Annotated in this window: 23 protein-coding genes; 12 read left to right on the top strand and 11 right to left on the bottom strand. The window is 68.0% G+C overall.

Translation table 11 applies throughout. The features are described 5' to 3' along the window. The first annotated feature begins 711 nt into the window (after window positions 1–711). On the top strand, window positions 712–1,131 hold the full coding sequence (locus ABD212_RS16315) for a hypothetical protein (RefSeq protein WP_344096628.1): 420 nt from the start codon (window positions 712–714) through the stop codon (window positions 1,129–1,131). A 224-nt stretch (window positions 1,132–1,355) separates the two neighbouring features. Here the strand turns inward: ABD212_RS16315 and ABD212_RS16310 are convergent, their stop codons facing one another. Continuing rightward, window positions 1,356–1,616, bottom strand: coding sequence for a Txe/YoeB family addiction module toxin (locus ABD212_RS16310; protein WP_344096625.1), 261 nt, complete (start codon window positions 1,614–1,616; stop codon window positions 1,356–1,358). After that, a complete protein-coding gene (locus ABD212_RS16305) occupies window positions 1,613–1,864 on the bottom strand; it encodes a type II toxin-antitoxin system Phd/YefM family antitoxin (RefSeq protein WP_344096622.1) in 252 nt (83 codons plus the stop codon). The genes ABD212_RS16310 and ABD212_RS16305 overlap by 4 nt, the downstream gene beginning before the upstream one ends. A gap of 492 nt (window positions 1,865–2,356) precedes the next feature. Between ABD212_RS16305 and ABD212_RS16300 the strand changes: the two genes are divergently transcribed. The 4 genes from ABD212_RS16300 (at window position 2,357) to ABD212_RS16285 (ending at window position 7,522) form a co-directional block, all read left to right on the top strand. Then, window positions 2,357–3,130, top strand: a complete 774-nt coding sequence (locus ABD212_RS16300; RefSeq protein WP_344096620.1) for an alpha/beta fold hydrolase — start codon at window positions 2,357–2,359, stop codon at window positions 3,128–3,130. An 82-nt stretch (window positions 3,131–3,212) separates the two neighbouring features. Further along, entirely contained in the window at window positions 3,213–3,869 is a 657-nt protein-coding gene (locus ABD212_RS16295; protein ID WP_344096618.1) for a hypothetical protein, read from the top strand. 173 nt (window positions 3,870–4,042) lie between these two features. Next, complete coding sequence (locus ABD212_RS16290) at window positions 4,043–5,434, top strand: sigma 54-interacting transcriptional regulator (RefSeq protein WP_344096616.1); 1,392 nt, start codon at window positions 4,043–4,045, stop codon at window positions 5,432–5,434. A 45-nt stretch (window positions 5,435–5,479) separates the two neighbouring features. Continuing rightward, on the top strand, window positions 5,480–7,522 hold the full coding sequence (locus ABD212_RS16285) for a vWA domain-containing protein (protein ID WP_344096614.1): 2,043 nt from the start codon (window positions 5,480–5,482) through the stop codon (window positions 7,520–7,522). 20 nt (window positions 7,523–7,542) lie between these two features. On the opposite strand, the gene ABD212_RS16280 is transcribed toward ABD212_RS16285, so the two are convergent. Further along, window positions 7,543–8,904 (bottom strand): D-alanyl-D-alanine carboxypeptidase family protein, encoded by a 1,362-nt coding sequence (locus ABD212_RS16280; protein ID WP_344096612.1) that lies wholly within the window; start codon window positions 8,902–8,904, stop codon window positions 7,543–7,545. A 130-nt stretch (window positions 8,905–9,034) separates the two neighbouring features. Further along, on the bottom strand, window positions 9,035–9,244 hold the full coding sequence (locus tag ABD212_RS16275; protein WP_344096610.1) for a hypothetical protein: 210 nt from the start codon (window positions 9,242–9,244) through the stop codon (window positions 9,035–9,037). Window positions 9,245–9,376: 132 nt separating this feature from the next. On the opposite strand from ABD212_RS16275, the gene ABD212_RS16270 reads away from it, so the two are divergent. Together ABD212_RS16270 and ABD212_RS16265 are read left to right on the top strand one after the other, a co-directional pair. Next, window positions 9,377–9,823 carry a hypothetical protein gene (locus ABD212_RS16270; protein WP_344096608.1) on the top strand — a complete coding sequence of 149 codons (447 nt, stop codon included), beginning with the start codon at window positions 9,377–9,379 and terminating at the stop codon, window positions 9,821–9,823. A gap of 112 nt (window positions 9,824–9,935) precedes the next feature. Beyond that, the gene (locus tag ABD212_RS16265) at window positions 9,936–10,793 is read left to right on the top strand and encodes a hypothetical protein (RefSeq protein WP_344096606.1); all 858 of its coding nucleotides are present in this window, start codon (window positions 9,936–9,938) and stop codon (window positions 10,791–10,793) included. 36 nt (window positions 10,794–10,829) lie between these two features. On the opposite strand, the gene ABD212_RS16260 is transcribed toward ABD212_RS16265, so the two are convergent. The 4 genes from ABD212_RS16260 to ABD212_RS16245 all read right to left on the bottom strand — a co-directional run bounded on the left by ABD212_RS16260 (window position 10,830) and on the right by ABD212_RS16245 (window position 13,773). Then, window positions 10,830–12,206, bottom strand: coding sequence for a pyridine nucleotide-disulfide oxidoreductase (locus tag ABD212_RS16260; RefSeq protein WP_344096604.1), 1,377 nt, complete (start codon window positions 12,204–12,206; stop codon window positions 10,830–10,832). Between the two features lie 32 nt (window positions 12,207–12,238). After that, complete coding sequence (locus ABD212_RS16255) at window positions 12,239–12,553, bottom strand: hypothetical protein (RefSeq protein WP_344096602.1); 315 nt, start codon at window positions 12,551–12,553, stop codon at window positions 12,239–12,241. 70 nt (window positions 12,554–12,623) lie between these two features. After that, window positions 12,624–13,178, bottom strand: a complete 555-nt coding sequence (locus tag ABD212_RS16250) for a putative immunity protein (RefSeq protein WP_344096599.1) — start codon at window positions 13,176–13,178, stop codon at window positions 12,624–12,626. Window positions 13,179–13,221: 43 nt separating this feature from the next. Next, entirely contained in the window at window positions 13,222–13,773 is a 552-nt protein-coding gene (locus ABD212_RS16245; protein ID WP_344096596.1) for a nucleotidyltransferase family protein, read from the bottom strand. 163 nt (window positions 13,774–13,936) lie between these two features. On the opposite strand from ABD212_RS16245, the gene ABD212_RS16240 reads away from it, so the two are divergent. Together ABD212_RS16240 and ABD212_RS16235 are read left to right on the top strand one after the other, a co-directional pair. Next, window positions 13,937–14,134 carry a hypothetical protein gene (locus ABD212_RS16240; protein WP_344096594.1) on the top strand — a complete coding sequence of 66 codons (198 nt, stop codon included), beginning with the start codon at window positions 13,937–13,939 and terminating at the stop codon, window positions 14,132–14,134. Between the two features lie 79 nt (window positions 14,135–14,213). Then, complete coding sequence (locus ABD212_RS16235) at window positions 14,214–14,627, top strand: hypothetical protein (protein ID WP_344096591.1); 414 nt, start codon at window positions 14,214–14,216, stop codon at window positions 14,625–14,627. Between the two features lie 16 nt (window positions 14,628–14,643). Here ABD212_RS16235 and ABD212_RS16230 read toward each other — a convergent pair whose 3' ends face one another. The 3 genes from ABD212_RS16230 to ABD212_RS16220 form a co-directional block, all read right to left on the bottom strand. After that, window positions 14,644–16,065 carry an MATE family efflux transporter gene (locus tag ABD212_RS16230; protein WP_344096589.1) on the bottom strand — a complete coding sequence of 474 codons (1,422 nt, stop codon included), beginning with the start codon at window positions 16,063–16,065 and terminating at the stop codon, window positions 14,644–14,646. 81 nt (window positions 16,066–16,146) lie between these two features. Beyond that, on the bottom strand, window positions 16,147–16,644 hold the full coding sequence (locus ABD212_RS16225; protein WP_344096587.1) for a MarR family winged helix-turn-helix transcriptional regulator: 498 nt from the start codon (window positions 16,642–16,644) through the stop codon (window positions 16,147–16,149). A gap of 104 nt (window positions 16,645–16,748) precedes the next feature. Further along, complete coding sequence (locus tag ABD212_RS16220) at window positions 16,749–17,324, bottom strand: beta-class carbonic anhydrase (protein WP_344096585.1); 576 nt, start codon at window positions 17,322–17,324, stop codon at window positions 16,749–16,751. A 116-nt stretch (window positions 17,325–17,440) separates the two neighbouring features. Here ABD212_RS16220 and ABD212_RS16215 point away from each other — a divergent pair, with 116 nt between their 5' ends. From ABD212_RS16215 to ABD212_RS16205, 3 genes are all read left to right on the top strand, one after another. Beyond that, window positions 17,441–17,938, top strand: coding sequence for a hypothetical protein (locus ABD212_RS16215; RefSeq protein WP_344096583.1), 498 nt, complete (start codon window positions 17,441–17,443; stop codon window positions 17,936–17,938). A 113-nt stretch (window positions 17,939–18,051) separates the two neighbouring features. Continuing rightward, the gene (locus tag ABD212_RS16210) at window positions 18,052–18,777 is read left to right on the top strand and encodes an alpha/beta fold hydrolase (RefSeq protein WP_344096580.1); all 726 of its coding nucleotides are present in this window, start codon (window positions 18,052–18,054) and stop codon (window positions 18,775–18,777) included. A gap of 38 nt (window positions 18,778–18,815) precedes the next feature. Beyond that, window positions 18,816–19,232 (top strand): VOC family protein, encoded by a 417-nt coding sequence (locus ABD212_RS16205; RefSeq protein WP_344096578.1) that lies wholly within the window; start codon window positions 18,816–18,818, stop codon window positions 19,230–19,232. The last annotated feature ends 5 nt before the right edge of the window (window positions 19,233–19,237 follow it).

Below are 19,237 nucleotides of genomic sequence, written 5' to 3'. Positions count from 1 at the left end.
AATGTCATCATCGTCGGTTCGAGGAGCTGACCGTGGCGCGACACTTCCTGCCTTGTGCCGGCTTCGGTGACAGCGAACTCGAGGACGACGAAGCCCGCCGCCGTAGAGTGCAACTCCAGTTTGGTCCGTTGCTGTCCAGAAGGTCAGCACGGCGACTATGGTGGCATCCAACCCGACTACTGGGGCGTCGGAAACACGTGTGCGCTGCCGTATGTGGGCCAGGCCCCCTCGGCCCGTAAACCCCAATGCGAGAGGCCGAGGGAGCCGCCTCGTCGACCGCGTTCCACCGAACGCGAACCGCCGCATGATCCTCCCGTCGACTTCCACGAGGGCATCACGATCGAAGAGGCAACCGCGGGATGCATCGCCGACAGGATGCCGAAGACCGCGCCGCCCGTCTCGCGCGGGAGCTTCCAGGCAACAGCAGACAGCCAGACATCTGAGCTCAGCGGTCGACCGTGAAGCCTGCGGCGTCATGATGCTCGCGGGCGTCAAGTCGATTCGTGAGCGTATCGATGCGGTCGACGTCCCTCTTTAGCGCGGCAAGCAGCGCCAGCAGTTGCGAGTAGTCACGATGTGCGCTCCCCGGGGGATCACGACCAGTCGGTCGTCACCGGCGGATTCTGTCGCCACGTGAGTGTCCCGTACGGAAATGGAACCGTGTTGGCGGAGCTCCCCGCGGACGCGAGACGCACGACTATGGTGTGGCGCATGGCACTGAGTCAGTCATCCTCGGACGACGTCAGCGACGTTTCGAGAGTCGCCACACAGCGCTGGGTCACACCTGCCCTCTTCTCCTTGTGGGGGGCCGCGGCGATCGCGGAGATTCTGATCGGCCACGTCGTGACCGGGGTAGTGATCGCAACGGGGGCTGCCGTCGCGGCGGCGCTTGCGGTCATGTTCCGCAGACCATTGGCGGCGTTCAATCGACGACAGGCCGCTGCGAGCCAGGCCACCTACGGATCGCTGTCCCTCATCGGCATCGGATGGATGCTTCTCGGGCTCTGGCGGCTGGTGCCTCCCACGTCCAACATCGTTCTGGGCGGCGTGTGTGTCGGCATGGGGCTGATCATGGTCCTCGCCTATGCACCGGCGTTCTTCCAACGTCGATCCCTCGACCGCAACCGTTAGAGCGGGATACCGCTAGCGGCGTCTCGCGCCTCGCGTTGCCTCACGACGACGCTCCGCCTGAAGGATCGGCCGATGATCCTCTCGCGCGAAGGCCCGCCGGGCACGGCGTCGCGTGTGCTGCGCTCGGCTGTCCTCGCTCGGAGCCGTACCCCTCACACACGGCCCGGATATAGCGTTGACGGTGCCCGCTCGGCGTCCTCGCGTTCTCTCGGCGCGCGCGGCACTCAGTAGTGGTCGCGCGCCTGCAGCACGACGACATGTTCATCCGTCACGAAATAGACGAGCCTGTTCGCCTCATCGATGCGGCGAGACCACGCTCCGGACAGGACATGCTTCAGGGGCTCGGGCTTGCCGATGCCGGCGAATGGGTCGCGGAGCACATCTGCGATGAGCAGGTTCACTCGTTTCAATGTCTTGCGATCCTGCGTCTGCCAGTAAACGTAGTCTTCCCACCCGTTGGGGTCGAAGGCGAGCCTGCGGGTCACGCGTCGAGCAGATCGTGCTGCTCGAACTCGCCACGCCGGGCGCGCTCGATCGCCTCGAGCAGCCGCTCGGCGTTCGCCCGGTTGCGCAGAAGGTAGGCGGTCTCGGTGAGCGCGTCGTAGTCATCCTTCGAGAGGATGACGGCGTTCCCGTGCCGAGAGACAACCTCGACGACGGTGTGGTCCTCGTTGACCCGTTGGATGACTCCGAAGAGCGTCTTGCGCGCCTCTGTGGCAGTGATGGCGGTCATCCCGGCCTCCTAAATATGGTACATAATAGCGTACCACTACAACCGCGCCGATCAGGTTCGCGTATGTCGTGACCTTCATGATGCACTCACTCCCATTTGAGCATTTTGCTCATCGCAACCGGATCGAGAAGCCTGACACTAAGCAATGTGCGCAAAATTGAGAGGTAGGAATTTGTTGGCGAATGCTGTTGAACGGGACCCATCCTGAGATCGCCCACGGCACATGGGTAGGACCGCCATTTTTGCCCGCTTTTTGCCCGCACTCTGCATGCAGTTGGCTGTTTTTGGACGTAGCTGAACGTAGCTCGACTCTCGAAAACCCGCGTAATTCCGCGGAAGTTGTCGTCTGATGCCGTTGAGCAGAATGCTCAATTTCGCATTCGAGTCCCTCCAGGGTTTTTGCGACTCAGTTGCCCGATCCGCGCGTTATCCATCGGCTCGGCGAGAGACCCCGTCTTGCCCACTGTCGGTGGGTCGTGGTTTGTTGTTGCCATGGACCAAGCCATTTCCGCCGACGGCACCAGGATCGCCTTCGAGCAGGTGGGCGCCGGGCCGACCGTCGTCATCGTGGGGGGTGCCTTCTCTCTAGCCGCCGACGGGAATGCGCTCGCGAGCGCGCTCGCCGAGGCAGGCTTCCGAGTCGTGACGATCGACAGGCGGGGGCGGGGTTCCAGCGACGACAAGCGCGGGTCTACACCTGAGGACGAGGCCGATGACCTGGCGGCGGTGATCGAAGCAGCCGGCGGCGAGGCGATCGTGCTTGGGCACTCCTCCGGCGCGGTCCTCGCCCTCTACGCGGCCGCCAGAGGGGCGCCGATCCGTTCCCTGTTCCTCTCAGAGCCGCCGTTTCGGTTCGGGACAGACGAACCTGCCGCGGATCTCCCGCGGCGTCTGCAGCAGCTCGTCGACGATGGCAGGAGCGACGAAGCGGTCGTCACGTTCCAGCTCGAGGGGGTGGGGCTGCCACCAGAGATGGTGGAGCAGATCCGCAACAGCGACCAGTTCGTGCCACTGGTACCACTCGCGCAGTCGACGGTCTACGACGCGACATTGACAGCCCAAGTGTCGACACCCCCGCGGGAGATGCTGTCGGTCACGCAGCCGGTTACGATCCTGCGCGGTGAGCAGACGTTCCCCATCCTGGTGGCGGCGGCTGATCGACTCGCGAGCGAGATCGACGGAGCCGAGCTCGTGATCGTGCCGGAGTCGGTCATGCACCGCCCAGACCCGGTCGCGACTGCCCGGGTGGTCCGGGAGCGCGTCTGACGACCATCGACCGAACTGGCGCAATGGCGCCCGCGCCGCGGCATCCGGAGCCCCTTGTTGCCGCTGGAGCTAAGTTGTCCTCGTGGATGCTGAGGAGAGGGATGCAGTCCGCGCGGCGCTGCAGCGCATGTTCGAAGACAACCTCAACCCGTACGGGCGCGTTGCCGAATCGCTCGCACGCGGCATAGCGCGCGAGCAGGCCGAACAGGACCAGTGGAATCAATTCCTACCCGGGCACTCGGGACTGACCGCCACCGTCGAGATTGAACCCCCCACTCGGAACCGACTGCGCATCACCTACGCCCCTGACGCCGACGGCCCACTCGCGGCGGGTGAGATCGTGCGGACCTGGGCGCCCGCCAGGGCTAGGCCCGGGGCCACCGCGCCCATCGGGGCTGCGCCCGGCCCCGCCGGGCCGACCGGGGCCGGACCCAGCGGCGCCGGGCAGGCTGGACCTGGCGGCGCGTACAGTTCCGTCCTGATCCTGGGTAGCGAGGGCGTTGACCGGTTCTACGCAGTGCGGCTCAGCACCAGGTCCCACGAGGCCGACCACCGCTTCTTCGCGATCGGCGCCGGGCCGAAGGACTCGCACGGCCGGCTGTCGTGGGTCGATCTCGACCGGGTCTTCAGTGTCCACATCCGCGGCGCGCGCCGAACCCGCTTCATCATGGATCGCGACCACTTCACACGGGTGGCAGACGAACTTTACGGCCGGCGCGGATGGGCGATGGACGACTGAACAGAGCACGTAATCGGAACGGGCAATTCGCGGTGAGATCTCACCGAGACTCTCGACATTGCGCCACACGGTAGAACAACCAGACGACGGCGACAAGGGCACCGCGCGGCCATCGCGGCGTCAAATTGCGGCATCCGGCCCTCATGCCTGCTGAGGCGACCTACTCTCTCGTCATGACAACATCGCCATCCGCGATCGCCACGACCGGACAGCTGCGCGCGTCGGGGCACACCTACCGGCCGCTGCGCATCGAACTGCGCGAGAACCTCCTGTCGGCTCTCGCCGAGGGACGCGACCCATGGCCCGGCATCCACGGATTCGACACCACGGTGATTCCACAGCTGGAACGCGCTCTTCTCGCCGGACACGACGTGGTCCTTCTGGGTGAGCGCGGTCAGGGCAAGACGCGGCTGCTTCGCAGTCTCGCAGGTCTGCTCGACGAGTGGTCTCCGGTCATCGACGGATCGGAACTCGGCGAGCATCCATTCCATCCGGTCACGCCGGCATCCGTTCGGCGGGCGTCGGAGCTGGGTGACGACCTGCCGGTCGCGTGGCGGCACCGATCGGAGCGGTACGTCGAGAAGCTGGCCACCCCCGATACCTCGGTCGCCGACCTCATCGGCGATGTCGACCCGATCAGGGTCGCCGAGGGCCGCTCCCTCGGCGATCCCGAGACGATCCACTACGGGCTCATCCCCCGCAGTCACCGCGGGATCGTCGCCATCAACGAGCTCCCCGATCTCGCCGAGCGCATCCAGGTGTCGCTGCTGAACGTCATGGAGGAGCGCGACATCCAGATCCGCGGCTATGTGCTGCGCCTCAACCTCGACGTGCTCGTCGTCGCCACCGCCAACCCCGAGGACTACACCAACCGCGGGCGGATCATCACGCCGCTGCAGGACCGCTTCGGCGCCGAGATCCGCACCCACTACCCGCAGACGATCGAGGAGGAGGTCGCGGTCATCCGTCAGGAGGCCGACCTCGTCGCCGCAGTGCCTCCGCACCTGCTCGAAGTACTGGCGCGGTTCACCCGCAACCTTCGCGAGTCGGATGCCGTCGATCAGCGTTCCGGAGTGTCGGCCCGCTTCGCCATCGCCGGGGCGGAGACGATCGCTGCCGCCGCGCTGCATCGCGCGACGCGTCAGCACGAGGACGTCGGGGTGGCTCGACCGGTCGACCTCGAGACCGCCGTCGACGTCCTCGGTGGCAAGATCGAGTTCGAGACCGGCGAGGAGGGCCGCGAGCGCGTCATCCTCGAGCATCTCCTGCGCACGGCGGTCGCCGAGACCGCTCGCACGCATCTGCGCGGCATCGACGCGCGAGCCCTGGTGGATGCACTGCATGACGGGGCGACGGTGATGACGGGTGAGCAGGTGCCGGCCGCCGATGTCCTCGCGGCGATGCCGGTGCTGGGCGAATCCGACCTTTACGACGAGGTCGCGGATCGGCTCGGAGCGCAAACGCCTGGCGAGCGCGCGGGCGCGCTCGAGCTCCTCCTCGAGGCGCTCTACCTGGACCGCAGGATCAGCAAGGACAGCGCCGCCGGGGAGACGGTCTATGGCTGAGCGGGCTGGCGGTTCGCAGATGGTCCGACCACGAGGCATCCGCTGATGGTCCGGGGGTTCCACCGCGTGCCGGCGCACACCAACCGGTACGGACGCTATGCCGGGGGGCCGGATCCGCTCGCCCCGCCCGTCCCGGTGCAGGAGGCGCTGGAGGCGATCGGGCGCGACGTCATGTCGGGAACCTCCGCCGAGCGCGCCATGCGCGAGTACCTGCGCCGCGGCACCCGCGATCAGCTGGGTCTGGACGACCTGGCGCGCCGAGTGCGCGAACGGCGCGCAGATCTCGTGCGCCGTCACCGGCTCGACGGCACCCTCGAGGAGGTTCGGAAGCTCCTCGAGCACGCCGTGCTCGAGGAGCGCAAGCACCTCGTCCGCGACGTCGATATGGATGACGACGACCGTTCCTTCGCCGAGATGCGGCTCGAGAACCTGCCCTCGAGCACCGCGGCCGCCGTGAACGACCTGGCCGACTACGAGTGGCGCAGTCCCGCGGCGCGTGCCGACTACGAGCGCATCAAGGAGCTGCTCGGCCGTGAATTGCTCGGCCAGCGCTTCGCGGGCATGAAGAACGCCCTCGAAAGTGCGACGGATGCCGACCGCCAGGCGATCCGCGAGATGCTCGCCGATCTCAATGACCTGCTCGAGAAGCGCCGCCTCGGCGAGGACACCCCCGAGGACTTCGACGAGTTCATGCAGAAGCACGGCGAGCATTTCCCCGAGAATCCCCGGAACCTCGACGAGCTGATGGATGCCCTCGCCGAACGCTCCGCTGCGGCTCAGCGGATGCTCAATTCCATGACTCCCGAGCAGCGCGAAGAGCTGATGAACCTCGCCGCCCAGGCCTTCGGCTCGCCTGACCTCATGCAGTCGCTGTCGCGACTCGACGACAACCTGCGCTCCCTCAGGCCCGGCGAGGACTGGACCGGCTCGGCATCCTTCTCGGGCGATCAGCCTGCCGGCCTCGGCGAGGCGACCGGAATCATGCAGGACCTCTCCGACCTCGACTCCCTGTCCGACCAGCTCGGCCAGTCCTACCCCGGCGCTCGGATGGACGACATCGACGTGGACGGGCTCGCGCGCCTCGTCGGCGACGACGCTGCGGTCAGCGCCCGAGCCCTGCGCGACCTCGAGCAGGAGCTGAAGGACACCGGGATGCTCCAACGTGCGTCCGACGGTGCGCTGCGGCTCACCCCCCGCGCGATGCGGCAGCTCGGCCGTGCGCTGCTTCGGGACATCGCCACACGCCAGACCGGGCGCACCGGTCGCCGCGAGACGCGCAACGCCGGCGCGGCGGGCGACCGCAACGGCTCGACCCGAGAATGGGCATTCGGCGACACCGAGCCGTGGGACATTCCGCGCACCGTGTCGAACGCCGTGCTGCGAACGGCGGCCGACGGCGGCGACACGTCAGCGGGCGTGCGCCTCGAGACGCGCGACGTCGAGGTGGTCGAAACCGAGGAACGCACGCAGGCCGCTGTCGCGCTGCTCGTCGACACGTCGTTCTCGATGGCGATGGACGGACGGTGGGTGCCCATGAAGCGCACGGCGCTGGCCCTGCATCACCTCATCTCCAGCCGTTTCCGTGGCGACAGCCTGCAGCTGATCGCGTTCGCCCGCCACGCCGAGGTGATGGACATCGAGCAGCTGACGGCGCAGGATGCCGTGTGGGACAAGGGCACGAACCTCCACCACGCCCTGCTGCTCGCCCAACGGCACTTCCGGCGCAACCCCACCGCGCAGCCCGTGCTCCTCATCGTGACCGACGGCGAGCCGACGTCGCATCTGGAGCCGGACGGCTCCGTGCACTTCGCCTACCCGCCCGACCCCCGCACGGTGGCGGTCACGGTGCGCGAGCTCGACACGGTGCAGCGACTCGGCGCCCAGACGACGTTCTTCCGCCTGGGAGACGATCCGGGTCTCGCCCGGTTCATCGACGCACTCGCGCGCCGTGCGGGCGGCCACGTGGTCGCACCTGAGCTCGACGACCTCGGACGAGCGGTCGTGGAGAGCTACCTGGGCTCGCGTCATACCGGGCGCGGGTCACCGGAGGACTTCGGCGAAATGCTGCGCGGCAGATCCTGGTGGTGACGCTCAGCTGACACCCCGCCTCATCGGCCGAGTTCGCTCGGGTGCGTGAGCCGCCACCAGTCCGTAGGCGGGCGGATGCTGCCCTCGATCTCGATGGGGACGGTCACCGTGTTCGGCCCTGCGGTCCATGTGACCGAGCCGACCACCTCGCCGTCCTTCCACCTGGTCGGGGTCGTCGTCTTCATCGTCGCGACGATCGGGGTGTCGGACCAGGTGAAGATCGATGCGTCTTCGCTGAGCACCATCCGGGCACTGCTGCCCCAGGGTGTCGAATAGGAGCCGACATCCGTGCCCTCGGTCGCCGCCGGCACCCTGACGAACCCACGGGTGATGCTGTCGAGGAGCGCGATCACGCTGCGCGTCACCGACTCCTTGGAGCTGCCGCCGAGCATCACGCCCACGACCGCGAGCGGCTCGGGCGTACCCACATCCAGAGTCGCCGTGTAGAGCAGGTTCGAGCCGCTCTCCAGCAGGGTGCCCGTCTTCAGGCCCATGATCCCTTCCGTGCCGAGCAGCGCATTGGTGTTGTACATCACGCCGGGACCCGGCAGAGCGAGTGAGCGTGTCGCGACGATCTGCGCGACCGCGGGATCCGCAGCAGCGAGGCGGCCGAGCGCGATGAGGTCGCTCGGCGTGCTCGCGTTGCGGGGGTCGATCCCGGTGGGTTCGACGATCGTGGTGTGGGCGAGACCGTGGGCGGCGAGCCAGCGCCTGGTCGCCTCGACGAAGGCCCATTGCGAGCCGAACGCCCAGTCGGCGACCGCCTCCGCGTAGTTGCACGCGGAGGGGATCAGCATCGTCGCGAGCGCGTCGCGCAGCGACATCGAACTCCCGGTCGGCATCGCCGCGATGGTGGCGCCCATCACGTAGTACTTGTCGTAGAGAGCGTGGTCGGCTCTGTCGAAGGTGAGCGTGGGCCCGGCGTCGTCTGCGCTGGTCAGCGGCCGCGCGTCGAGCACGACCAGCGCGGTGATCAGCTTGCTGATGCTTGCGATCGCCCGAGGCTCGTCCGATCCGCTCGACAGCCAGATGCCACGGGCTGCGGGGCCGAGGTACTCGTCCGCTCCCCCGATCGAGATCGCCGCAGCGCCCTCCCTGGGAAGCACGATGGCAGCGGCGGCCGGCGTCGTGGATGCCGGTACCCGGGACGTCGCGACCGCGTCGCCCACCGGGGCGGTCAAGGCCCAGCCGACGTAGGCTCCGTTGAGCCCCAGAACCAGGGTGGCGACCACCGCAACGGCGATCAGGCGACGACGACGGCGCTTGCGCCGGACAGCCGGATCCATGTGCCGCGAGGGCCGGGGACTCAGGAAGTCCTGCTCGTCGCGCAGCAGCTCCGTGAACTCTTCGAGCGCGTCGGAAGCACTCCCCGTCGTCCTCATCGAGCCCCAATCCCCGCGATGCTGTCACTATCCTGCATCACCGCACGACCCGCTCCGCTCGGCCGTGGACAACCACCTCGGGCGCGCGCCGTTCAGCGCGGATCAGGAACGGGGTTGCTTCAGAGGCCGGTCACCGAGTGCGGCGGCGGCGGCGGGCGATCGCGATCGCGATCCCGATCAGCACCAACCCGACGACGAGCACGATCGGCCCGACGGTGGCCCACAACGAGGAGCCGCTCATCACCGAGCCGCGCAGCACGTCGAGCCCCTGCAGGGTCCACACCAATCCGACACCGGTCAGGATCACACCCGGGACGAGGAACGGCCAGATTCGCTTCACGAGCCCACCATAGTTCGCAGCGCGACTGCGTCGGCCGGATCGCGCGGTTCGAGCAGCCATACGCTGATGCGCAACTTCTGGGCGAACTCGTGGAGGCGGTAAGAAATGTCACTCACGTCTGCACTGGAGGAGATGAGACACGCCGTTGCGAGCCTCCGAGAGGTCGTGTCGGAACTCGCGCTGACCGCCGTCGAGGATCGACCGCCCGCCGGCGAGATCGCTGTCGTGGACCACCTCGGCGAGCAGGTGGCCGCGCTCCAGGCATCCGTCGACGATGCCGCAGACCAGCTGCGGCGCGTCACGGACGTCCGGCAGCTGCCGGTGAGACTGCCGAAGATCGATGCCGCGGTCGCGGCATCCACCACTCGCTACTGGCGGGACCTGCGCTCATACGAATCGATGGCCGAGCTGGTCGACACCGCGCGCTCCCGAAGCATCGAGTGGCGCGCCTGGCAGCACAGTGTCCAGCGATCCCAGCTTGACTGCGAACCCGCCGTCGAGGCGGCATGCGCATCGGTCCGTGCTGCCTGGCGCGAGATCGCCGGTGAGGTGAGCGTGGTCGAACCTCCGCCCGGGTGAGCTGGAGCTCACGGAACCATCCGGCATCCCGTACCGCAGCGTGTCGCCGCCGGTGTGCCCTCCCTTCCGGCTCCGAGCGGTCGTATGCTGACCCCGACCGAGAGGGGGCGCGATGGAGGTGGAGATCGCGGAGGAGCGCATCCTCCTGCTCGCTGATCGCTTCAGCCTCGACCACGCGGAGGGGCGCGCCTGGTCGCGACGAGCGGACGCGTTCGGCACCGGCGCCAAGCTCGGCGGATTCTTGAATCGCCCCACCTCCGAGGACTACGAATGCGTCTACCGGGAACGTCGACTGCAGCCGTTCTGGCGTCTGCATGTGACGACGGTGGCCTCATACGAGCGGACGCGGAGCTACGCCATCCCGGTCTCGTCCAACGTCCGCAGCGTCCAAGTCGCCGAGCAGAGCATTCCCGCCGACCAGGGACGCATCGTGCTGTCCGGCCTCGAGTCATGCCGCGACGAGACGGCGCGGGGGTTCGTGTACGACGGACTGACCCGCGCCGAGAACCCGGCTCTGAGCGTGTACGACAGCTTTGCGAGCTCCATCGCGAACGCCGAGACCCTCGCCGCGGAGGCCACGTCGGGCACGGTCGTGGTTCCCCCCGATGCGAAGGCGTCGATGCTCGTCCGTGAGGTGATGGCGGGCGCCATCGGCAGGATCGACGCCGACCGCGTGCTCGAGGAGCGGGTCACGGTGGATGTCGTCGACCTCGTCTACCGGCCGGTGTACGCGTTCCGCTACCGTCACGCCGGCAAGGAGGCCGTGATCGAGTTCGACGGGCTGACCGGCAGCATCCGTCCCGATGGCGCCACCTTCGAGCAGTACCTGGGCAAGATCCTCGAGCCGAAGTTCCTGCTCGATGTGGGGGTGGAAGCCGTCAACATCTTCGTCCCGGGCACACAGCTCGTCCGGATCGTCGTCGAGCACGGCGTGAAGCACCTCGCCCCACCGCAGAAGCCCGACGCCTGAAGGGCGGGAGCGCAGCGCCGCTCGGCATCCGGTGTCTCATCCCTGAGCGGCGAATTCCGCCAGGCGGGCGCGTCCAGCGCCGATGTGCTCCCTCAGCCGCGCAGCCGCCGCGAGAACCGCCGGATCGTCCACGCGGTCGTGCGGTATTCGGGTGGGATTGAGAGACGTGGTGTTCGCCCAGGCGCGCAGGTCGGACTCCTTCGCCATCGCCAGCGACGCATCACCGCCGATCGTCTGCATGGCGGCCCAGTCGGCAGGCGTGTTCGAGTACGGTGACGGCTGGCAGACTCGGTTCTTGTCCGCGTCGTCGTCGCGGGTGGCTTCGACGTGGCCGGTGAGGGCCGCCCCGAAACACGGGAACCCCACCCGGACCGGCTGGGGGGTGATCGCCTCCGGCGTCCAGATCGGCCGCAGTCCCGGGTACTTCAGCCCCTCGGCAGCGCAGTGCACGACGAGCGCGTCGGCGGGAATGCGGACGTCGCCGTCCGCGAAGACGAGGCGGCCGGGGGCGACGGCGCGCAGGTGCCCGCGGCGGATCACGTCGTCGATCGTGCGGAGCCGATCGAGCTCCCACATTGCGAGCGTGGGCGTCTTCGCCATGGTCGGCGCCACCGTGGGATCGATCCGCAGCATGATCCCGGCATCCTCCATCCGCACGAAGGCGTCGTCGGCGCTGGTCGCGCCCGCCACTGCGACCATGGTGTCGGCGGCCATGCCGAGGAAGACGGCGGGATCGGGCTGCACGACGGCGCGGTTGAGGAACCACGGGTCGCGAGGACGCACCCAGGTGATCGCGGTCGGCGAGACGCCGTTTCGCAGCAGCCACACGCAGGTGTCGGATGCCGTCTTGCCCGAACCCACGATGACGAACCGCTCGGGTGCGTGCGAGATGCGGACGAGCTCGTTGACAGCGACGACGCGGGCTCCCTCTTCGACCGCGAACGGCGGCGGGGTGAGCACGGGGATGTCGGGCGACAGGTATCTCGCATCCACGACACGCGCGCGGGGCGCGTGATAGCGGGTTCCGCTCAGCTGCGAGACGAATCGGCGATCGCCGAGATACTCGCTGCGGCCGTGGAAGACGACCTGATCGGTGGCCGTCAGGCGCGCGAGCACCCGGTCGTAGTAGTCGCACACCTCCGCTGCGCTCGCGCGTTCGTGCATCCCGAGCTCCGGGCCGAGGGTCTGGATCCGGCCACCGCCGAGCAACGTCGAGGCGACGCCGTAGAACGCCGACGCCTGATGCAGGCGCACGAACCCGTATGCGTCGAGCCAGTGCCCTCCGGCGCCATGACGGCGTTCTACGATCGCCACCGACACATCCGCGGCGGCGGCAGTGAGCGCGTCGACGAACGCCATCCCCATCGCCCCTGCGCCGACGACGAGGTAGTCGACGTCCACGATCGCCTCCATGCGCTCATCAGAGCAGTGAGGGCCGCCGGGCGTCAATGACCGGGAGCACCTTTCAGCCGAATCCGACCGCGACGGAACGGGAGCGCCGGCGCCTGGTATGCCAGCGACGCCGTGTCATCGGGTTCCAGGGCGAACTCGGCCTCCCCGAACCGCCACAGCCGGTTGAAGAGGAACACGCCGAGCACCGCCGTCCGGTCGGAGGGGACCTGCCAGGTGCCGATCCCCCATTGGACCGGCTGGCCGCGACCCTCGATGATGAGCGTCGGCTTCACCCCGGCGTAGAGCGCGAACCATGGCCTGTGCAGCGTCAGTTCGATGCGGCGGGTCGCACTTTCGCCAACGCTCACCCTCCGAGCCTGCCACATCGCGGACCGCATTTTGGAAGCCATACGAACCGGCTGCGAGGCGGCGGTCGGCTCAGCTGGACTCGGGTCCGTCAGGATCGGTCACGTTCGCCTGAATCTCGCGGATCACCGTGGCGAGGATGCCGGACGTGAGAAGTCCAGGTCCCAACGGACCAGAGGAATCCTCGCCGAGCGGCGGCAGGCGCCGAAGCGCCGACCGGGACTCGGCGGTCAGGTGATCGAGCTGCCACCGGATCTCGTCGGAGACCGCCTCGGGCCGGTCGGGGGCCGCGAGCGCGACAGCCTTCGCGGCATAGGCCGCAGCTCCGAGAGCGTGCGCACCCATGTGCGCAACGGCCGCGGCTTGCGCGGCCGCCCTCGCAGCCGCCACCGCGACAGGAGTCTTCACGTCGCTCGCGGCGCGGCCGGCGATGAACCGCTCGCGGATCTCATCGGCAGCACTGAGCTCGCCTCGAGCGAACGCTCTGGCGCGGGCGATGGCATCCCTCGGCCGGTCGTCCGCTGGGGCTTGCGCTTCGAAGGCCGGCAGAACCCGCTCCGCGCAATCTGCGGCCCACGCCGCCACGATACGGCGGTCCGCCTCGCTCAACGTCTGCGGGGAAGCCATGCCAGCACCCTCCCACACATCATCCGCCGAACGGCGGGATGCGTCACCCGCCGGCAGCAGGGCGCGGCAGCGCGCGCAGCGTCGCGACAGACGTCAGGAGCTCATCCGTCGTGGTTCCGAGGGCGCCGAGCACCGAGGCTGCGGCCGAGCTGAAACCCGCGGTGTCGATGGGCAGGCCGGCGACGTTCGGGATGACCCCCTTCTCGTTCGTCACCCACCGGCCGGCGGCGGCGTGCCAACCGTGCGCGACGAGCATCATCGCGGTCGCCGCGCAGAGGGCGACATACGGAACATCCGGACGCTTCGCTCCCTTCTTCGCGCCATCCAGGAGGAAGTCCACGAGCCAGGCGCCGCTGTCGACCCACGGACCCCAGCCTCCCCGTGGTGAGAGAGAGGCGTCGCCGCCGGTCCACCGGCGTGCCACCCCCTCCAGATCCTTGAGATCGACGGTCGCATCGACGTACACGCCCAGATCGACATCTGAATCCGGGAGATGCGTGCCCTGTGCCCGGCTGCCGCCGAGCGCGATCGCCCTCACGCCGTCGACGGCGCACAGTTCAGCGGCGAACCGGCGGATGCGATCGTCGTCGAGCACAGCACCGATGGTACCGAGCGCCTCCGCCATGACGCGGCGGACGGCCACCTACTCGAGCCGCAGCATCTGGGTGGCGCCCACGGCGGCGTCTCGGTCGTTGTGCAACGCGAGTCGGGCGGGATCCGCCATGTATTCGTCCATCGCCGCCTGCTCGTGGAACTCGATGATCTGGATCTCTGTCGGTCGGGTCCTGCCGCCGGACTCGGTAGCGGACGATCAGCCGGCCGCCATGGTCCTCGAGGAGAGCGAGGACCGAGTCCTCATATCGGTGAAGGTCCTGCCGGCGTCCTTCGCGCGCCCACAGCAGGACGCACAGGCGGATGGGCACGGGGCGGACGATGCGCGATCGGATGCAGAGTGAACCCCTGCGGTCGCTGGATCGTGTCTAGAGGAAGGAGGATCCTGGTCATCGAGGGTCACCGAACGGAAAGGGCGAGTGAATGACCGAAAGCAACCAGCGCGCTCCGTGGGTCATGCGCATCCTTAGCGCCATCTTCCTTCTCGCGACGGGCGGCATACATCTGTACCTCGTGTTCAGCGGCACCGGCGGCATCCTGGGTGTGGCGTTCGTTCTGAACGGCATCGCGGGGATCGTCCTGGCCATCGCGATGGTGGTGACTCGCGGACGACTGCTGCTCATCACCACCGTGCTCAGTCTGCTGTTCCTGATCGCAACCCTGCTTGCGCTCATCCTCGCGCTCACGGTCGGACTGTTCGGAATCACCGAGCGGTGGAGTTACGCACCCGTTCCGTGGACGATCGTCATCGAGTCGATCGGCATCGTGGTGCTCGCCATCACCACAGCGGTGATGCTCCGCGCGGCGCGGTCTCCGCAAGTGGCGACGTCCAGCTGACGGGCGCTCCGCCCGATCACACCGCGGCGAGGGCCTCGGCATCCACCTCGCCGGCAGCCTGCTGCGCCCCGGTCGACGGCGCGGCCGCCAATGCACGGCGCGAGAGCGAGAACAGCAGGATGCCGAGCCCGAACGTGAGGAGCTCGGTGACCGTCATCGCCCAGATGACCCCCTTGATTCCGATCACGGCATTGCCGATCAGGATGATCGGGATGAACAGGATGCCCTGGGCCACCGACATGATCGTCGCGTTGCGCATCTGCTCGGTGGCCTGGAAGACCGCGATCACGAGCCCCGTGAATCCGTTGAAGATCGTCGACACGAGCATCGCCGTCAGGATCAGCGTGCCATCCGCGAGCACGGACGGGTCGGCGCTGAACAGCGCGAACACCTGGTCGCGGAAGAGGAACACGAGCGTCGAGAAGATCACGGTGAAGCCGCCGATGGCGATCGCGGCACCCGTGATGGCCCTGCGCAGCCGCGCGTGGTTGCCCGCGCCGAACGAGTAGGCGAACAGCGGGACGGCGCCCATGAACACACCCATGCAGATCATCTCCGGCAGCTGAGATATCCGCAGCGCTACGCCCATTCCGGCCAGCAGCGCGTCGCCGTAGCCGATCGCGACCCAGTTGACGATCAGGGTCGTGACGATGAGGAACGACGACATCAGCAGTTCCGAGGCGCCGACCCCGAAGACGGTCTTGAGCATCTCGCGGTCGGCACGGAAGAAGGTCGGTGAGACAGACACCGATTCGCTCTTCCTCGTCAGCCACCACACGTAGCAGCCGACCATCACGATGTTCGACAGCCCCAGTGCGAGGCCGGCGCCGAACACTCCCCACGGCAGCACGAGGATGAAGAGCACATCGAAGACGAGGTTGGCGATCGTCGAGGCGATGAGACCCGTCATGGATGCCGTGGCCGCGCCCTCCGCGCGCACCACCTGCTCGAGCGCGAACGCCGCCACATAGATCGGCGCGAAGGCGAACATCACGCCGATGTAGGTCGCGGTCGGAGCGAGCGCTTCGCCGGAGGCGCCGACGGCGAGCGCGATGGGCGTTGCGAAGAGCAGCCCGAGCACGCCGATGGCCACACCGACCAGAATGGCGCCCCACATGGTGAATGACGAGACCTGCTTGATGCGCAGGGCGGTGGCGGCGGCATCCGTCGTCTGTTCCTGCGAGCCGAGCAGGCGCGTGATGAACGTGCCACCACCGACTCCGAAGACGCCGCCGACCGCCATGATGAGCGCGAAGACGGGAAGCGAGAACGTGAGCGCAGCGAGCAGCGGCGTCGAGTGGAGCGAGCCGATGAAGCCCGCGTTGATGATGTTGTAGACGACCCCCACTGAGAAGCCGGCGATCATCGGGATGCACAGGTGCAGCAGCGAGCGCCAGATCGGCGCGGATGCGAGGTAGAAGCGGTTGTTCGAAGACATGACAAGACCTCCGTTGTGTCGAACGGCTGGATGATGGATGCCGCGCGATGCGCGGGTGGAAGTACGGGGTGGGGTGCGGAGTCAGCGCCCGCCGGGGCCTCGGCGACCGGACGGCGATCCCCCCCGGCGCGGGGGCGCGGCCATCACGGGCACCCCGGCGGTCTCGATGATCCGCTCGAGAAGCGTGACGAGCTGCTCCTGCTCGGCGGGGCTCAGCCCGCTGAACAGGCGCACCTGCGCCGCGGACACCGCCTCGTCGAATCCTTCGATGAGGTCGGAACCGGCGGCAGTGATGGCGAGGAGCTTGACGCGGGAGTCGTCGGGCGACGGCGTTCGCGTGATGTAGCCCCGGTCTTCGAGCCCCTGCAGGAGACTCGCGACCGAGGCCGGCGTCGTTCCCGACACCACGGCGAGCTCGCGGGCGATCACATCGCGATGCTGGTTCTCCTCGATGTAGCGCAGAGCGAAGCCCTGCTGACGCGTGAGGCCGCTGTCGCGCACCCAGTCATCGGCGCTCGCGCGCCCGGCGAACGCGATCGACGTGAAGAGGGTGTTGAGCTGCTCGGTCACTGACGTCATAGTTAGAACTCTAACCATTCGAATTCTAACTGTCAAGTTTCTAACTATCGTCTCCTCCGGCCAACGGAGGAGCGGCGATCCAGCCGGTGGTCAGCCGGCGGCTGTCAGCCTGCGGCGCCCGCCTCTTCGGCCCCCGGCACGTCCAGAAGCCGGCCGGTGCGAACGTCGTAGACCAGCCCGTGGACCGGAATGGAGTTCGGCACCAGCGGGTGCTCCTTGATGCGGATGACATCATCCACGACCGCCTGCGCCTGATCCGAGATGGTGAGCCAGTCGATCTCGGCCGCCGCATCGGACCCCGGGCCCTCGCCGACGTCGTAGAACCCCTCGTCTCCGAGTGCCGCGGTCTCGAGGCTGTTCGCCAGCAGCCCCGTGATGACCTCGTTCGTGAAGAACTCCATGCCGCAGTCGGTGTGGTGGATGACGAACCACTCCTTCGTGCCGAGCAGCTTGTACGAGATCACGAGGGAGCGGATGGCGTCATCCGACGCACGCCCGCCGGCATTGCGGATCACGTGCGCATCCCCTTCGCTCAGTCCGGCGTACTTCGCCGGATCGAGGCGCGCGTCCATGCACGTGAGGATCGCGAACGCGCGTGCCGGTGGCAGCGTCAGGTCGCCCTTGTCGAACGACGCGGCATAGGCCTCGTTCGCGGCGAGAACCTCATCGAGTACAGGCATCATCCATCCCCTCCGTGCGACCTGTGGCCGACGCTACGCCGCACGGTTGCACAGGTGAGGACTGTTTCGCGATGTGACACCGATGGATGTCGGCGCCCCGCCGTACCTTCAGCGGGGTGAGCTTCGAACGCGATCTGGTGGCCGCTGCGCCGGCGCCGGATGCCGCGGCCGAGCTGGCGCTGTTCGGGCGCCTCGTCGGCAGCTGGCGAGTCGAGAACGAGCTGTTCTCGGAGGCCAGCGGCGAGTGGTCGCGCGCCGAGCTGATGTGGACGTTCGCGTGGATCATCGCGGGGCGAGGCATCCAGGACGTGCTGGTCGACAGCTCGGGAACGGCCATCGGAACGACCGTTCGCACATGGGATGTACGCGCCGGATGGCGGGTGGTGTGGTTCTGCCCACGTGCCGCGGAGCACGTCAGTCTCTCCGCGAGCGCCGATGGCGACGACATCCGCCTCGACGGGATCCAAGCCGACGGACGGCTGGTGGGATGGGTCTTCAGCGCCGTCGCCGAGGACTCGTTCGCGTGGGACGGGTGGTGTTCGAACGACGGCGGCGCGACGTGGTGGCACGAGCAGCACATGGATGCCCGCCGGCTCGGCGAGCGGGCTATGTGACGCACAGGAGAAGGGTGTGAGAACAGCCGAAGTCCTGGCCGCGCCGGCATGACCCGCGGGATTATTGTCACGCCAGGAAGAGGCCCTCGGAGGGCCGGACGAAAGGGAAGAGCATGACGAAGCCGACGATCGTTCTCGTACACGGCGCATGGGCCGACGGGTCCAGCTGGAATCCGGTCGCGACCGAGCTGCAGAGTCAGGGGTTCACGGTGCTGGTGCCGCCCAACCTGCTGCACGGGGTTGCGAACGACGCGGCCAACGTCGCATCCTTCATCGCGCAGCGCGCCCCGGGACCGGTGGTCCTCGTCGGCCATTCCTACGGCGGATTCGTCATCACGAACGCCGGCACAGCCGACAACGTCAAGGCGCTCGTCTACGTCGATGCGTTCATCCCGGACGAGGGCGAGGTGGTGTTCCAGATCCTCGGCGGATCGGGGTCGGCGCTCGACGTTCCCGACCCGACGACGGTGCTCGATCTGATCGCCTACCCGGGTGCGCCCGAGGGCGACCTCGAAGCCTTCCTCAAGCCCGACACCGTCCACGGCGCCTTCGCGCAGGACCTCCCCGAGGCCGACCGCTGGTTGATCGCCGCCAGCCAGCGGCCGATCACCCTGAGTGCGAACACCACACCGTCGGGGCCGCCGGCGTGGAAGGGACGCCCCGCGTGGGCGGTCGTGGGGACGGAGGATCGGGTGATCCCACCCGCAGTCCAGCGCTCCATGGCCGAGCGCGCCGGGGCGACGATCACCGAGGTCTCAGCATCCCACGTCTCGATGGTCTCGCACCCCGACGTCGCGATCGCCGCGATCCTGGCGGCAGTGGCCGCGGTGGAGGAGTAGCCCCGGCATCGCCGATTACGGTGCTCTATCGTGAGCGCATGGATGTGCAGTTCGTCGCCGGATTCGGTCCGATCGTGCGGGATGACGAGTCGCGTCGCTTCTATCAGGACGCGCTCGGCATCGAGCTCTCCGAACCGACCCCCGGGTACCTCGACACGCATTCGCTGACCGGAGTCAAGGTCTTCGCGCTCTGGAGGCTCTCGGATGCCGCGCAGTCGACCTTCGCGACTGCGGAGTGGCCGTCGAACCGGACGATTCCGCAGGCGTGGCTCGAGTTCGAGCTCGCGTCGGCACATGCCGTGGCCGACGGCGAAGAAGAGCTGATCGCCGCTGGATACGACATCCTCGCGAGCACCCACGTGGAGCCGTGGGGGCAGACCATCTCGCGACTCCTCAGCCCTGAGGGGATGCTGGTCGGGTTGTCGTACTTCGCCGAACTGCACGACGACCAGTAGGGCCG

Origin of the sequence: Microbacterium deminutum (assembly GCF_039530205.1) — a bacterium.
In the GTDB taxonomy this organism is placed as follows: Bacteria; Actinomycetota; Actinomycetes; order Actinomycetales; family Microbacteriaceae; genus Microbacterium; species Microbacterium deminutum.
Note: the sequence above shows the minus strand (reverse complement) of the source record. Positions and strands in the feature narration are given on the sequence as shown.